The 13943-nt window shown below is 68.0% G+C and carries 14 protein-coding genes; 4 read left to right on the top strand and 10 right to left on the bottom strand.

From position 1 onward, the window contains the following. The 4 genes from ABS88_RS07490 to ABS88_RS07475 form a co-directional block, all read right to left on the bottom strand. The gene (locus ABS88_RS07490) at positions 1 to 612 is read right to left on the bottom strand and encodes a 2-hydroxychromene-2-carboxylate isomerase (protein WP_076076708.1); all 612 of its coding nucleotides are present in this window, start codon (positions 610 to 612) and stop codon (positions 1 to 3) included. A gap of 21 nt (positions 613 to 633) precedes the next feature. Continuing rightward, positions 634 to 1284 (bottom strand): TetR/AcrR family transcriptional regulator, encoded by a 651-nt coding sequence (locus ABS88_RS07485; RefSeq protein ID WP_067111461.1) that lies wholly within the window; start codon positions 1282 to 1284, stop codon positions 634 to 636. Beyond that, the gene (locus tag ABS88_RS07480) at positions 1281 to 2810 is read right to left on the bottom strand and encodes an acyl-CoA synthetase (RefSeq protein ID WP_076076710.1); all 1530 of its coding nucleotides are present in this window, start codon (positions 2808 to 2810) and stop codon (positions 1281 to 1283) included. The genes ABS88_RS07485 and ABS88_RS07480 overlap by 4 nt, the downstream gene beginning before the upstream one ends. A gap of 89 nt (positions 2811 to 2899) precedes the next feature. Then, a complete protein-coding gene (locus ABS88_RS07475) occupies positions 2900 to 3640 on the bottom strand; it encodes a response regulator transcription factor (RefSeq protein WP_067111456.1) in 741 nt (246 codons plus the stop codon). Positions 3641 to 3722: 82 nt separating this feature from the next. Here ABS88_RS07475 and ABS88_RS07470 point away from each other — a divergent pair, with 82 nt between their 5' ends. Further along, complete coding sequence (locus ABS88_RS07470; RefSeq protein WP_076078099.1) at positions 3723 to 5255, top strand: class I adenylate-forming enzyme family protein; 1533 nt, start codon at positions 3723 to 3725, stop codon at positions 5253 to 5255. Between the two features lie 173 nt (positions 5256 to 5428). Here the strand turns inward: ABS88_RS07470 and ABS88_RS07465 are convergent, their stop codons facing one another. The 3 genes from ABS88_RS07465 to ABS88_RS07455 are packed head-to-tail and all read right to left on the bottom strand — an operon-like array spanning position 5429 to position 7126. Further along, on the bottom strand, positions 5429 to 5947 hold the full coding sequence (locus tag ABS88_RS07465; RefSeq protein WP_104960370.1) for an AAA family ATPase: 519 nt from the start codon (positions 5945 to 5947) through the stop codon (positions 5429 to 5431). Continuing rightward, on the bottom strand, positions 5944 to 6513 hold the full coding sequence (pnuC, locus tag ABS88_RS07460) for a nicotinamide riboside transporter PnuC (protein ID WP_076076713.1): 570 nt from the start codon (positions 6511 to 6513) through the stop codon (positions 5944 to 5946). The genes ABS88_RS07465 and pnuC overlap by 4 nt, the downstream gene beginning before the upstream one ends. A gap of 31 nt (positions 6514 to 6544) precedes the next feature. Then, complete coding sequence (locus ABS88_RS07455) at positions 6545 to 7126, bottom strand: LOG family protein (protein WP_067111500.1); 582 nt, start codon at positions 7124 to 7126, stop codon at positions 6545 to 6547. Positions 7127 to 7335: 209 nt separating this feature from the next. On the opposite strand from ABS88_RS07455, the gene lnt reads away from it, so the two are divergent. From lnt to trmB, 3 genes are all read left to right on the top strand, one after another. Further along, positions 7336 to 9033 (top strand): apolipoprotein N-acyltransferase, encoded by a 1698-nt coding sequence (gene lnt / locus ABS88_RS07450; protein WP_234002465.1) that lies wholly within the window; start codon positions 7336 to 7338, stop codon positions 9031 to 9033. Between the two features lie 52 nt (positions 9034 to 9085). Next, positions 9086 to 10312, top strand: coding sequence for a methionine adenosyltransferase (gene metK, locus ABS88_RS07445; protein WP_076076717.1), 1227 nt, complete (start codon positions 9086 to 9088; stop codon positions 10310 to 10312). A 437-nt stretch (positions 10313 to 10749) separates the two neighbouring features. After that, entirely contained in the window at positions 10750 to 11481 is a 732-nt protein-coding gene (gene trmB, locus ABS88_RS07440; RefSeq protein WP_076076719.1) for a tRNA (guanine(46)-N(7))-methyltransferase TrmB, read from the top strand. Between the two features lie 26 nt (positions 11482 to 11507). On the opposite strand, the gene ABS88_RS07435 is transcribed toward trmB, so the two are convergent. The 3 genes from ABS88_RS07435 to ABS88_RS07425 form a co-directional block, all read right to left on the bottom strand. Further along, positions 11508 to 12428: an SMP-30/gluconolactonase/LRE family protein gene (locus ABS88_RS07435; RefSeq protein WP_076076720.1), complete on the bottom strand. Its 921-nt coding sequence runs from the start codon at positions 12426 to 12428 to the stop codon at positions 11508 to 11510. Continuing rightward, positions 12425 to 13171, bottom strand: a complete 747-nt coding sequence (locus ABS88_RS07430) for a FadR/GntR family transcriptional regulator (protein ID WP_076078102.1) — start codon at positions 13169 to 13171, stop codon at positions 12425 to 12427. The genes ABS88_RS07435 and ABS88_RS07430 overlap by 4 nt, the downstream gene beginning before the upstream one ends. Positions 13172 to 13342: 171 nt before the next feature. Further along, entirely contained in the window at positions 13343 to 13840 is a 498-nt protein-coding gene (locus ABS88_RS07425; RefSeq protein ID WP_234002466.1) for a flavin reductase family protein, read from the bottom strand. Positions 13841 to 13943: the final 103 nt, after the last annotated feature.

Below are 13943 nucleotides of genomic sequence, written 5' to 3'. Positions count from 1 at the left end.
TCAGTTGCGTTGAAGCGCCGCTTCGACGAGCGGCAGCTGGTCGTTGCCGAAATACATGTCGGTGCCGTCGACGAACAGCGTCGGCGAACCATAACCGCCGCGCGCCACCAGTTCTTCGGTATTGGCGCGCAGCCGCGCCTTGACCGCGTCGGTGGTCGAGGCGGCGCGGATCGCTGCGCCGTCGAGCCCCGCGCCCGTCGCCACGGCTTCGAGCACGGCGGGATCGTCGAGATTCTCCTGCCGCCCGAAATAGCTTTCGAACGCGGCGCGCGCAAAGGCGAGCAGCGCCGGCTGGTCGTCCTCGAGCGCGGTCGCGAACCGCATCGCGTGGACGCTTTTCGCCGGGTGCCAGCGCGACGGGAAGTTCATCTCCACCCCCGCCAGCCGCGCCCAGTCGGCCAGCACCTTCCAGCCATGCTGCATCTTGCGGTTGTCGGTCTGCTCGCGCGCGGCATAGACCGCCGGGTTCACCGCGTTGAACACCCCGCCAACCAGGATCGGGCGAAAGGTCGCATCGGCGCCCGTCCGCGCGATCAGCGGCTGGACATTGGCGAACGCCAGGCGGGTCCAGGGCGACGAGAGGTCGAAGAAGAATTCGAGACGGGAGGGCATGACGGCTCCTTCGCTGGCGGGTCAGCTTTGCAGGTCGGCCTGCTCGATCGCACGGTGAAAGCGGCGTGCGGCGGCGGGATCGAGCCGGTCCTCGAACAGCGTCAGATGACGCTCGACCGTCCAGCGCGCGCTGTCGAGGTCGCCGACCGCCGCCGGGTCCATCTCGCGCTGATATTCGAGGCCGAAGCGCAGAATCAGCAACGCGTTGGTGCACAGGTCGCCGAGCCGGACGCGCGGCCAGTCGAGCAGGCCGCGATCGATCATCGCGCCCAGATAGATGCTCAGCTGTTCGTGCACCCGGTCGTACCAGCCGCCGATATGATCGAGGATGATCGGGCTCGATTCGCCGTAATCGGCGCGGTCGCGATAGATGAAGCGGAAGGTGTGCAGTTCGCGCTGCATGCAGGCGAGCAGCCCGACATATTCCTCGATCAGGTCGCCCGCGTCGGACGGCCGCATCCGCAGCCGTTCCTCGATCGCCTCCGCGAAATCGGCGCTGATCGCGTCGAGCAGCGCGCGCTTGCTGCGGAAATGATACCACAGATTGCCCTCGGCGATGCCGACCTCGGCGGCGATCGCGGCGGTCGAGACGCTGCCGAAGCGCTGTTCGTTGAACAGCCGCAGCGCCGCCGTCAGGATGCGGTCGCGCGTCTTGACCCGCGGCGGGCTCACTTGCCCTTCGCCTTCTCCCAATATTGGTCGCGCAGCAGCCGCTTGTAGAGCTTGCCGGTGTCGTGGCGCGGCAGCGCCTCCAGGAAATCGATGCGCCGCGGGATCTTCACTCCCGACAGCTTCTCGCGCGCATAGGCGCCCAGTTCCTCGCGCAAGGCGTCGGTGGCGTCGGCCATGTCGGCGGGCTGGACGACCGCGATCACCTCTTCGCCCATCTCTTCGTGCGGTCCGCCGACGACCGCGACGTCGGCGACCTTCGGATGGGTGACGAGATGATTCTCGATCTCCTGCGGATAGATGTTCACCCCGCCGGAGATGATCATGAAGCTCTTGCGGTCAGTCAGATAGAGGAAACCCTCCTCGTCGACCCAGCCGACGTCGCCCAGCGTCGACCAGCCTTTCGAATTGCGGCTCGACGCGGTCTTTTCGGGGTCGTCGTGATATTCGAAGACCTGCTCGCTTTCGAAAAAGACCGTGCCTTCCTGCCGCACCGGCAGTTCGGTCTCGTTATCCTCGCCGACGATGTGCAGCACGCCGTTGATCGCGCGCCCGACCGTGCCCTTGTGCGCCAGCCAGTCCTCGCTGGTCGCGAAGGTCATGCCATTGCCTTCCGATCCCGCATAATATTCGAGCAGCACCGGCCCCCACCAGTCGATCATCGCCTGCTTGACCGGCACCGGGCACGGCGCGGCGGCGTGGATCGCGCTCTTCATCGACGACACGTCGTATTTCGCGCGCACCGCCTCGGGCAGTTTCAGCATCCGCACGAAATGCGTCGGCACGAACTGCGCGGCGTTGCAGCGATATGTCTCGATCGCCGCCAGCGCGCCTTCGGGATCGAATTTCTTCATCAGCACGACGGTGCCGCCAAGCCGATGAATCGTCATCGACCAGCGCAGCGGCGCCGCGTGATAGAGCGGCGCGGGCGACAGATAGACGCTTTCGGGGCCGATATGGAAGGCCGCGGCGGCGAGCATGACGAGGCTGTTCGGCGCGTCGATCTCGCGCTCCTCGGGCAGCGGCACCCTGACCCCCTTGGGCCGGCCGGTGGTTCCCGAAGAATAGAGCATGTCGACCCCGGCGCGCTCGTCGGCGATCCGCGTCGCCGGCATCTTCGCCAGTTCGTCCTCGATCTTCGGCCAGCCGGCGATGTCGCCGCCCATCGAAAAGCGCTCGATCCGCGTCTGGAGTTGCTGCGCCGCGGGCGCGAGGCTGGCGGCGACGATCAGCATCTTCGCGCCCGAATTTTCGAGGATATAGTCGGTCTCGTCCTGCGTCAGCCGCGACGAGATGCAGACATAGCGCAGCCCCGCGCGCTGCGCGCCCCAGGTCAGCCCGTAATAATGCGGCGTGTTGTCGAGCATGAAGGCGACGACGTCCTCGTGCCCCAGTCCGTGCGCGCGAAAAAGCTGCGCCGCACGGTTCGACGCCGCGTCGAGTTCGGCATAGCTGATCGATTCGCCCGTCTCGGCGACGATGATCGCCGGCTTGTCGGGGGTAGAGGCGGCGTGGACGGACGGGTGCATCGGCGATCTCTCCAGCTGTTCTGTTCGTTCTTTCCGCCGAGTCAGTAGCCATCCGAAGCGCCGGGTCAAGCAGGCTTAGGGTCTTGCCCCTATTCGGGCGCGCCCGCGCCGGGATGCGAGCGCAGCGCATAGCCGACGCCCTTGATCGTGTGCAGCATCGGCCAGGCGAAGCCGCGGTCGAGCCTGGCGCGCAGCCGCGACATATGCACCTCGACCCGGTTGGTCCCCGGATCGAAGTCGAGCCGCCACACCGCCTTGAGCAGCGCCGCGCGCGACAGCGGACGATCGGGAACGCGCGCCAGATTGGCGAGCAGGTCGAATTCGCGCAGCGGCAGGCGGATCGGCCGCCCCGCGCGCTCGACGCGCCGGTCGATCAGGTCGATCCGCAACTCGCCCGCGCCAAGCTGGCCGGCGGCCAGCCGGCTGCGCCGCAACAGCCCGGCGGCGCGCGCCAGCACCTCGGGCAGATTGTCGGTCCAGGTGACCACGTCGTCCGCGCCGCCATGCAGCGCGATCATCCGTTCCTCCAGCGAGTCGCGATCCGACACCGCCAGCACCGGCCGCCGCGCGGCGACCGCCGCCATCAGCCGCACGAAGGCAAAGGGGTCCTGCCAATCGAGGAAGGGGTTGATCAGCAGCAGGTCGAAGCAGCCGTCGAGCCATGGCCGCAGTCCGTTCGCCGGCGACGGCATCGACCGCACCGCATGGCCCGCGGCTTCCAGCGCCGCGCCCAGCGTCGCGGCGCGCTCGCGCAGCGGATGATAGAGGGCGATGCGCCCCGCCCCATCATGCGATTCGCCGCCCGGATCGCCTCCGTCCGATACCCGCACCCTGCCCCCCAGGCCGTCACACCCGACGGCGTTTCGCGGCGCCCGGCATTGCGCCGGTCCCCCGCTGTGCTAACCGATGGACATGACCTCGACCGACCTGCTCGACAGCGCTTTCGCCACCCTGCCCGACCTGATCCGCGCCCATGCCGCCGAACGTCCCGATGCCGTAGCGGCTGCCGACCCGTCGCGGCGATTAAGCTGGTCCGAACTGGACCGGATGATGGATCGAATCGCCGCCCGGCTTCAGCAGGACGGCTTCCAGAGCGGCGACCGGACCGCCGTTGCCGGGCTCAACAGCGTCGAACAGATGGCCGCGATCCTCGGCACGCTGCGCGCCGGCGGCGTCGCGGGACTGATCACCAACAGCGCGACCGGCGAACAGATGGCGGCGATGATCGCCGACACGGGCGCGCGCCACCTGTTCCTCGACAGCGCCGCCGCGGCGAGCCTCGAAGGCCAGACCGTCGCTGCGACCGACCGCATCGCCATGGACGGCAGCGGCGTCGGGGTCGCGCTGGACGACTGGATGGCGCCCGCGGGAACGAAGCCCGATGCGGTCGAAATCCGGCCGGAGGACGGCTTCAACATCATCTATTCGTCGGGCACCACCGGCACGCCGAAGGGCATCGTCCACAGCCACGCGATGCGCTGGCAGCATATCCAGCGCGGCGTTCCCGCCTATGGCCCGCACGCGGTGACGATCCTGTCGACCCCGCTCTATTCGAACACGACGATGGCGAGCTTCCTTCCCACCGTCGGATCGGGCGGGCAGGTCGTGCTGATGAAGAAGTTCGATGCGCGCGGTTTCCTTGAACTGGCGGAGCGCGAGCGCGCGACCAACACGATGCTGGTGCCGGTGCAATATCGCCGCATCATGGCGCTCGAGGATTTCGACCGCTTCGACCTCTCCAGCTTCATCATGAAATATTGCACCTCGGCCCCCTTCCCCGCCGCGCTCAAGGCCGACGTGCTCAAGCGCTGGCCGGGCGGGCTCGTCGAAATCTACGGCATGACCGAGGGGGGCGCGGCCTTCATCCTCGAAGCGCATCAATATCCCGACAAGCTGCACACGGTCGGCCGCCCCGCACCCGGCCACATCGCCAAGGTGATCGACGAGGAAGGCAACGAACTGCCGCAGGGTTCGGTCGGAGAGATCGTCGGCCGCAGCCCCGCGATGATGACCGGCTACAACAACCGTCCCGACGCGACCCGGGCGATGCACTGGTATGATGCGGAGGGGAATCTCTTCTATCGTCACGGCGACATCGGCCGCTTCGACGAAGACGGCTTCCTGACGCTGATGGACCGCGCGAAGGACATGATCATCTCGGGCGGCTTCAACATCTTCCCGAGCGATCTGGAGGCGATCCTGCTCGCCGACGACCGCGTCGTCGAGGCGGCGGTGGTCGGCATGCCGAGCGAGGAATGGGGCGAGACGCCCGTCGCCTTCGTCGTGCTCAAGCCCAGCGCCGATGTCGAAAGCGTGCGCGCCGACTGCAACGCCAAGGTCGGCAAGACCCAGCGGCTGAGCGCAATCCGCGTCGTCGAAGAACTGCCGCGCAGCCCGATCGGCAAGGTACTGAAACGCGAATTGCGCGACGCCTATTCGGGGTGAATAGCGGATAGCGATCGGAAGACGCCATTCTCGTTTTTCGCTTCGTCATTCCCGCGAAAGCGGGAACCCAGGGAAAGGTCGGCCGACGCCCGCTCTGGATCCCCGCTTTCGCGGGGATGACGAAGATGGGGTATGTCTGGCTACCCCAAACGGACGACCCGCAACCTTCGCGATCAGGCGAACTCCGCCGCCTCCACTGCCGCCAGCGCGCTCGCCAGTCGCGCGTCGCCTTCGCCCTCGACCCACGCCCATGGCAGCCGCCGGCGTTCGAGTTCGCCGATCGCGACGTCCATGAACTGCCGCCGCGCGAGGTCGCTGCCGAACAGCCGCGTGCCGTCCTCTTCCCACGACAGGTCCATCGCGGGGACGAGGTAGAGGTCGGCGACCTCGTCCCACGCGTCGATTTCGGGCAGCCGCCGCCCGAGCAGCATCACCGCCCACGCCTGCGTCATCAGCGGGTCGGTGTCGGACACCAGCCATCGGGGCCCCTGCGCCAGCGCCGCATGCGTCGCGGCGACATGGCCGCGGAAGATCGCGAGCAGGTCGGCCTCGTCGAACCCGGTGCCGTTCGCCTCGGCATAGGTGCGGCCATATTCGGGGACGACGAGGCCGCCAAGCCGCGCGGCGAGCCGCGGCGCCAGCGTCGACTTGCCGGTGCTTTCGGCGCCGTGGAGGCAGATGCGGCGGGTCATGCGGGCGCTGCCCCCGCCGCCGCGGCGCGGCGCCACTGGATCAGCCCGTCGATCGACAGGCCGAGCAGCACGACATAGACCACGCTCGTCGCATAGAGGCCGCGCGAGGCGAACAGCGGCACCGCGATCAGATCGACGAATATCCACAGCCACCAGCTTTCGACCCGGCGCCGCGCGAGCAGCCATTGCGCGGTGATGCTGGCCATCGCGATCGCGCCGTCGATCCACGGCGCCGCCGCGTCGGTGTGGCGATGCATCGCCGCGCTCCAGACGATCCAGGCCGCCAGCGTGGCGCCGCCCCAGACCAGCCGCGCCCGCGCGGTCATCCAGCCGACCGGCACGCCGCTGCCCTCGCGCGCGCGCAGCCAGGCGGCCCAGCCATAGAGGTTCAGGACAAGGAAAAAGCCCTGGAGAAGCATGTCGCTGTAAAGCTTCGCCTCATAGAAAACGACGGCGTAGAGGCTGACCGCGACGAGCGCGAAGGGATAGTTCCACACGCTCCGCAACGCGACGAGCGCGACGTTGATCAGGACGAGGCTGGCGGCGATCCATTCCACCTCGCTCATGGGCGGCGCCCCCCTCGTCGCCCGACATGGGTCACAAATCGTCGGCCTTCATCGCGAAGATCGGCTCGTGCGGGCGATAGGCGACCATCTTGTCGAGCAATTCGTCGAGCCCGGCATCGACGATCATGATCCGCGCATGCGCCGGGCGGATGAAGCCGACCTCGACCATGCGGCGGTTGAAGGCGATCAGATCGTTGTAGAATCCCCCGGCATTGAGCAGTCCGACGGGCTTGGCATGATAGCCGAGCTGCGCCCAGCTGATCGCCTCCCACAACTCGTCCATCGTGCCGACGCCGCCGGGAATGGTGAGGAAGCCGTCGGACAGGTCGGTGAACATGCGCTTGCGTTCGTGCATGCCGGAGACGACGTGGAGTTCGGTCACGCCGCGATGCGCGACCTCGGTGCCGACCAGCGCGTCGGGGATCACCCCGATCACCTCGCCCCCCGCCGCGAGCGCCGCATCGGCGACCGCGCCCATCAGGCCGGTCCGGCCGCCACCATAAACGACGCCGATGCCGCGGCTCGCCAGCGTGCGCCCGACATGCCGCGCGGTTTCGATGAAGGCGGGGTCGTCGGGGGTCGCGGACCCGCAATAGACGGCAAGGCGTTTCATCGTGAAAGGCATGGCAATGTCCGTTCGGCCTGGCCCTTCGGCAGGGCTCGATGGAGCCACGTCGAAAGCCCGTTTCGTCTTTCCGCGCCTTTGCAGGAAGAACCGCGCTTCGACAAGTCGCCGGCGACGCGCGCCGGACGATCGGCCATATGGGCTTTGGGCCATATAGACTCTGGCGAGCGCCGCGCCGCCCGGCTAAGGCTGCGCGCGTGACCGCGACACTCCACGCTTTCGCCGACCGCCGTCCGAAGCTCGCCGCCCTGCTGCTCGGCGCCGTTTCCGCCACGGGCTTCGCGCCGCTCGACCTGTGGCCGCTGACCCTGATCGCACTCGCGGGCTGGATGCTGCTCGTCGCGCGGGCGCCGCGTGGGCGCCGCGCGCTCGGGATCGGCTGGGCCTTCGGGGTCGGCCATTTCACGATCGGCCTGAACTGGATCGCGACCGCCTTCACCTATCAGGCGGCGATGCCCGCATGGCTGGGGTGGATCGCGGTCGTGCTGCTGGCGCTCTACCTCGCCGCCTATCCGGCGCTCGCGGCGTGGGGGGCGTGGACGGTTTCCCGAATCGCCGTCCCTGCGAAAGCGGCAGGTGCCGGAGACGGGACGCCAACGGTGCCCGCCTTCGCCGGGGTAACGCTTTCCTTCATCCTCACCCTCGCCGCGCTGTGGACGCTGACCGAATGGCTGCGAAGCTGGGTGTTCACGGGCTTTGCCTGGAATCCGCTGGGCGCGATCGCGGCGGGCCGCTTCGCTTCGGCGGCGATCTGGCTCGGCACCTACGGGCTCGGAGCGCTGGTCGTCTGCGTGGCGGGCGCGCTGCTCCTGCTTTCGGCGCGGCAGTGGAAGCGCGCGGCGCTCGTGGCGTCGATTCCGATATTGGCCACCGCGACCGCAGTTGCGACGGCCGGCGGCGGCGGCGGAACAGCCGACACGGCCTCCTCGATCCCCATCACCCTCGTCCAGCCCAACATCGGACAGCAGGACAAGTGGGAGGGTGACAAGGCCGACGCCAATTTCGCCAAGCTGGCACGGCTGACCGTCCCCAAGGACGACCGCGCCCGCCTGATCCTGTGGCCAGAGGCGGCGATTCCCGATTATCTCGAAACCGGCTATCCGCTCGTCTATTACGACCGTTCGCCGGCCGAGGCGCGGGCACGGCTGACGAATCTGATGAATCCCGGCGATCTGATGCTACTCGGCGCGCTCAAGCTCGAACTCGGCCGCGACGGCACCGTGGTCGGCGCGCGCAACGCGGTGATGACGGTGTATCCCGACGGCACGCTGGGGCCGCGCTACGACAAGGCGCATCTCGTCCCCTATGGCGAATATCTGCCGATGCGGCCGCTGCTGTCGGCGATCGGCCTGTCGCGGCTCGCGCCGGGCGACATCGACTTCTGGCCGGGGCCGGGCGCGCGCACCCTCTCCCTGCCCGCCGCGACCCGCACGGTCGACGTCCCGCCAGCGGGTCACCCGCCGGCGGTGATCGCAACCCGCCTGCCCGAAACGCTGCGCCCGGCGGTCGAGGTCGGCCTGCAAATCTGCTACGAGATCATCTTTTCGGGACAGGTCGTCGACCGCGCGCATCGGCCCGATTTCATCTTCAACCCCTCGAACGACGCCTGGTTCGGAAGCTGGGGCCCGCCGCAGCACCTCGCCCAGGCGCGGCTGCGGGCGATAGAGGAAGGGCTGCCGGTCGTCCGCGCGACTCCGACCGGGATCAGCGCGGTGATCGACGCCGACGGCCGCATCCGCGCAGCGATTCCGATGCACCGCGCCGGGCGCATCGACACGCTGGTTCCGCCGGCCCACGCCCCGACGCTTTTCGCCCGTTTCGGCAATCGTCTTCCGGTCGGCTTCGCGCTGCTGCTGCTCGCGCTGGCCATTGCCTTTCGACGGCGCGGACGCTAACAGCGCCGGGACATAAACTTTTCTTTATATCCAAATCCAAAGAAAGTCTCCCATGCGCAACAGCTTCCTCTTCACGTCCGAAAGCGTGTCCGAAGGGCATCCCGACAAGGTTGCCGACCAGATCAGCGATTCGATCGTCGATCTGTTCCTGTCGAAGGACCCCGAAGCGCGCGTGGCCTGCGAAACGCTGACCACGACCCAGCTTGTCGTGCTGGCGGGCGAAATCCGCTGCAAGGGCGTCTACGAGGATGGCGAATGGGCGCCGGGCGCGCTCGACGAGATCGAGGCGACGGTGCGCGAGACCGTTCGCGAGATCGGGTATGAGCAGGACGGTTTCCACTGGAAGAACCTGCGCTTCGAGAACAATCTCCACGGCCAGTCGGCGCATATCGCGCAGGGCGTCGACGAAAGCGCCGACAAGGACGAGGGCGCCGGCGACCAGGGGATCATGTTCGGCTATGCTTCCGACGAGACGCCCGACCTGATGCCCGCGACGCTCGATTACGCGCACAAGATCCTCGAGCGCATGGCCGCCGACCGCAAGGCCGGCATCGCGCCCTTCCTCGAACCCGACACCAAGAGCCAGGTCACGCTGCGCTACGCCAACGAGCGCCCGGTCGAGGCGACCGCGATCGTCGTGTCGACCCAGCACGCGCCGGGCTATTTCTGGCACGACGGCGAAGGCGACGAGACCAGATATCAGGAGCTGCGCAAATATGTGCTGGGCGTGATCGCCGACGTCCTGCCCGCCGAGCTTCTGACCGCGAACACCGTCTATCATATCAACCCGACCGGGCGCTTCGAAATCGGCGGACCCGACGGCGACGCCGGGCTGACCGGCCGCAAGATCATCGTCGACACCTATGGCGGGGCGAGCCCGCACGGCGGCGGCGCGTTCAGCGGCAAGGACCCCACCAAGGTCGACCGCTCGGCGGCCTACATCACGCGCTATCTGGCCAAGAACGTCGTGGCCGCCGGCCTCGCCCGCCGCTGCACGATCCAGCTCAGCTACGCGATCGGCGTCGCCGAACCGCTGTCGGTCTATGTCGACCTGCACGGCACCGCGGCCGAGGGCGTGTCCGAAGCCGCGCTGGAACAGGCACTGCCGCAACTCGTCCGGCTGACCCCGAAGGGCATTCGCACCCATCTGGGCCTCAACAAGCCGATCTATCGCCAGACCGCGGCCTACGGCCATTTCGGCCGCCAGCCGGACGGCGACGCCTTCCCCTGGGAACGCACCGACCTGATCGACAGGCTGAAGGCCGCGCTGGGCCGCTAAGACCCGCGCGCTTCTCGCCCGATCGCGGCGCGATCTTCGCGCGCCGCGCCATTCGGGGCGGCAAGCGTTCAATCTGAACCGCCTCTCTTCCGTTCGTGTCGAGCGAAGGCGAGACACGAACGGGATGCAGATTTGGCGCTCCGCCGCTTGGACTCTGACGACTTTGGATTGCCCCCCTTCGTCATTGCGACCCCGGACCTGATCCGGGGGAAGCAATCCAGAGCGGTTACCGCACGCTCTGGATTGCCGCGCGGCTTCGCCGCTCGCAATGACGCGTCCGTCCAATGTCATGCGCCTAAAGCCACAAAGGCCATAATTGCGGCGCGCGCGTGCAGGGCTTTTGCGGCTTTAACGCCTTCGCCGCGCCGCGGGACGTCAACGGCCCGCGCATCGCCCCCGCCTTGCCCGTCCGACCCGACACCGCTAACGCGCACGGCATGACGGCTTATAAATCTGGCGATCCGACCACGCTCAACCGCCTCTACGGCCGCGCCAAGGGCAAGCCCCTGCGCGCGGGCCAGCAGGATCTGGTCGACCATCTGCTGCCGCAGATCGCGGTGCCGGCGGAGGGGCCGGTGACCGCCGCGCGCCTGTTCGGTTTTGACCGCCCGCTGCATTTCGAGATCGGCTTCGGCGGTGGCGAGCATATGGCGGCGCGGGCCGACATGCTGCCCGATCACGGCTTCATCGGCGCCGAACCCTTCCTCAACGGCGTCGCGCAGGCGCTCGTCCACGTCAGCGGCGATCCGCATCTCGCGGGAAAGGGGGGCACGCATCCGCCACTCGCCAACGTCCGCATCCATCACGGCGACGCGCTGGAGGTGCTGCGCCGCGTCCCCGACGGCGCGCTGTCCTTCGTCTACCTGCTCCATCCCGACCCTTGGCCGAAGGCGCGGCACGCCAAGCGGCGGATGATGAACGACGGGCCGGTCGACCTGATCGCGGCCAAGCTGAAGCCCGGCGGCGAGTTCCGCTTCGGCACCGATCACCCGGTCTATCTCGCGCACGCGCTGATGGTGATGCGCCGCCACCGCCACCAGTTCGAGTGGCTGGCACGGACCGCCGACGATTTCCTCGTCCGCCCCGGCGGCTGGCCCGAAACGCGTTACGAGGCCAAGGCCCGCGCGCAGGGGCACGAGGTCTGGTATTTCCGCTGGCGGCGCAAATAGGGCGGTTGCAGCAACCGCATCCGGCCTCAGAAATTCAACCGCAGCCCGGGCCGCGGCCACGTGAGGCGATAGACGCGGCCGGTCGCGGACGCCGTGACATAGGCGTGCCGCATGTCGCTGCCGCCAAAGGCGATATTGGTGATCGCGGGATCGAGGTCGGACAGATCGACGAACCCGATCCTCTCGCCGTCGGGGCCGACAATCGCGATGCCGGCCTGCAGCAGCGTGCCGATGCACAGATTGCCGTTCGCCTCGACCGCCATGCTGTCGTAATAGGCATAGCCGGGCTCAGCGCACAGGAAGTTGCCGCCGCCCGCGCCCATGAAGGTGCGGCCGCCGCGCAGCACCCCGGGGCGCTCGACTTCCCACCACCAGGCGCGCGCGGTCGCCGTCTCGGTCGCATAGAGGCGGTCGTCGGCGGGGGAGAGCGCGATGCCGTTCGGCTGGTCGAACGGTTCGGCCACCGTCCGCGCGCCGGCACCGTCCACATAGCATATGCGCCCATGGTCGCTGTGATGCCGGTGATGCTTTCCGGTATCGGTGAAATAAAAGCCGCCCGCCGAATCGAAGACAATGTCGTTCGGGGCCGACAGGGGGCGGTCGTCGACCGCCGTCAGCAGCGTCTCGACCCGTCCGTCCGCGATGTGGAGCCGCTGGATGGACCCGCCCGCATAGTCCGCCGCCGCGCCGATGGGCACCGCCCATCCGTCGCTCTCGGCCCATTGGTAGCCGCCGTTGTTGCAGAGGATCAACGCGCCGTCGGGGGCCAGCGCCGCGCCGTTGGGGCCGCCGCCGACCTTGGCGATGACCCGCTTCGTCCCGTCGGGCGCGATGCGCGTCACCTGCCCGTGGCGAATCTCGACCACCGCGAGCGAGCCGTCGGGCAGGATCACCGGCCCTTCGGGAAAGCCCAGACCCTCGGCGACAAGGACGGCCTCGACGGTCAATAGAGATCGAGCACCGTCGTCTGGCCGAGTTCGCCGATGATGACCGTGCGCAGCTGGTCCATATGGTCCTCCCACACCGACTCGGCGCGCTTCGGCTTGTGTGCCGCGATGGCGTCGACCAGCGCCCGATGGTTGGACAGTGCCTGCTGGTTGAGCGCCAGCTGGTCCGGGCGCGACCTGCTGAGGAAGCGCTCGACATGGCGGAGGAAGATGTCGTCGAGCATGCTGACGATCACGCCCAGCGCGACGTTGCCGGCACGTTCGACCAGCACCCGGTGGAAGTCGGCCGTGGCGCGCCCGAAGCGCGCGAAATCCTCGATCACCTCCGCCTCGTGGGCCAGGTGATCGCGCAGCGTCTGGATATCGTCGGCGGTCGCCGAGGCCGCCAGCCCCGCCGCCAGACGCGGCTCGATGAACGAGCGGGCGTCGAGCACCTCGGCCAATGTCGCGCCGCGGAACTGAAGCAGGAAACCCAGGGTGCGGGCCGCCGAATCCTCCTGCGGCGGACAGATTCGCACGCCTCCCTTGGCGCCCCGAAGCACGCGCACCAGCCCTTCGGATTCGAGCAGGCGGATCGCTTCGCGCAAGGTCGGGCGCGAGACGTCGAACTGCGCCATCAGGTCCGCTTCGGCGGGGAGCAGGTCGCCCTCCTTCAGGTCGCCCAGGACGATCCGTCGCCGGATGGCCTGCGCGATGATCTCCGCCGCCTTGGGAATTCGCACGGGCGACATCCCATCCGTCATCTTCTGCCCCTTCAACGCCTTGCCCCGCGTCCCTTCGCGACCGCTTTCCATTCCGTTCTTAGCCATCCTCCCCGAGGAAGTCATCCAATGGACTTGATCTCCATAATCAGTTTGATAATTTATACGAAATGAAAAGCCAATGGGAAACTGGCCCTATTTCCTCGCACCGCATCAGGACCGGAAAGCGCCGTCGACATAGATCAGCGGGCCGACCTCTCCCGCGATCCGCACATCGATCACCCGGCCGATGAAGATGCCGTGCGTGCCATAGAAATGCGCCTGTTCGAAAGCGCAGGCGAAACTGGCCTGCGCGTCGCCCAGCACCCATCCGCCGTTGGCCGCCTGCCGCCAGTCGCCCTCCGCAAAGCGCGCATCGCCCGCCGCACCGCCCGCGCACCGGTCGGCGATCGCCCGGTGCGAGGCGTCCAATATGTTGACGCAGAAATCGGCCCCGTCCTTCAGCAGGGGGAACATCGACGCCGAGCGGTTGGCGCAGACCAGCAGCGAGGGCGGGTCCAGCGACAGTTCCGAAACCGCGGTCGCGGTCATCGCCGCCCGGACATCGCCCCGATGCGCGGTGACGACCACCACCGCCTTGGCGAGCCGGCGCATGCCCAGTTTCAGCGCACCGGCAATATCGCCCGCATCGGGCAGAACGGCGTTCGTCAAATCCTCTCTCCTCTTCCATCCCGTCCGCGACGTGCCATCCCTTCCGAAGGCACGCCGCGCATCGGCTTCCCGGCAAGCGCCTCAAAAAGGTTGCTTTCCACAA

The sequence above is a fragment of the Sphingopyxis sp. SCN 67-31 genome (assembly GCF_001725095.1).
The sequence above is the reverse complement of the archived record's forward strand: the minus strand, read 5'-3'. Positions and strand labels throughout refer to the sequence as shown.

Excerpts from the sequence above, each read along its gene's own strand:
- ABS88_RS07490 (WP_076076708.1), bottom strand. The coding sequence starts at position 612 with ATGCCCTCCCGTCTCGAATTCTTCTTCGACCTCTCGTCGCCCTGGACC.
- ABS88_RS07480 (WP_076076710.1), bottom strand. The coding sequence starts at position 2,810 with ATGCACCCGTCCGTCCACGCCGCCTCTACCCCCGACAAGCCGGCGATC.
- ABS88_RS07470 (WP_076078099.1), top strand. The coding sequence starts at position 3,723 with ATGACCTCGACCGACCTGCTCGACAGCGCTTTCGCCACCCTGCCCGAC.
- ABS88_RS07465 (WP_104960370.1), bottom strand. The coding sequence starts at position 5,947 with ATGACCCGCCGCATCTGCCTCCACGGCGCCGAAAGCACCGGCAAGTCG.
- pnuC (WP_076076713.1), bottom strand. The coding sequence starts at position 6,513 with ATGAGCGAGGTGGAATGGATCGCCGCCAGCCTCGTCCTGATCAACGTC.
- ABS88_RS07455 (WP_067111500.1), bottom strand. The coding sequence starts at position 7,126 with ATGAAACGCCTTGCCGTCTATTGCGGGTCCGCGACCCCCGACGACCCC.
- metK (WP_076076717.1), top strand. The coding sequence starts at position 9,086 with ATGCGCAACAGCTTCCTCTTCACGTCCGAAAGCGTGTCCGAAGGGCAT.
- trmB (WP_076076719.1), top strand. The coding sequence starts at position 10,750 with ATGACGGCTTATAAATCTGGCGATCCGACCACGCTCAACCGCCTCTAC.
- ABS88_RS07430 (WP_076078102.1), bottom strand. The coding sequence starts at position 13,171 with ATGACGGATGGGATGTCGCCCGTGCGAATTCCCAAGGCGGCGGAGATC.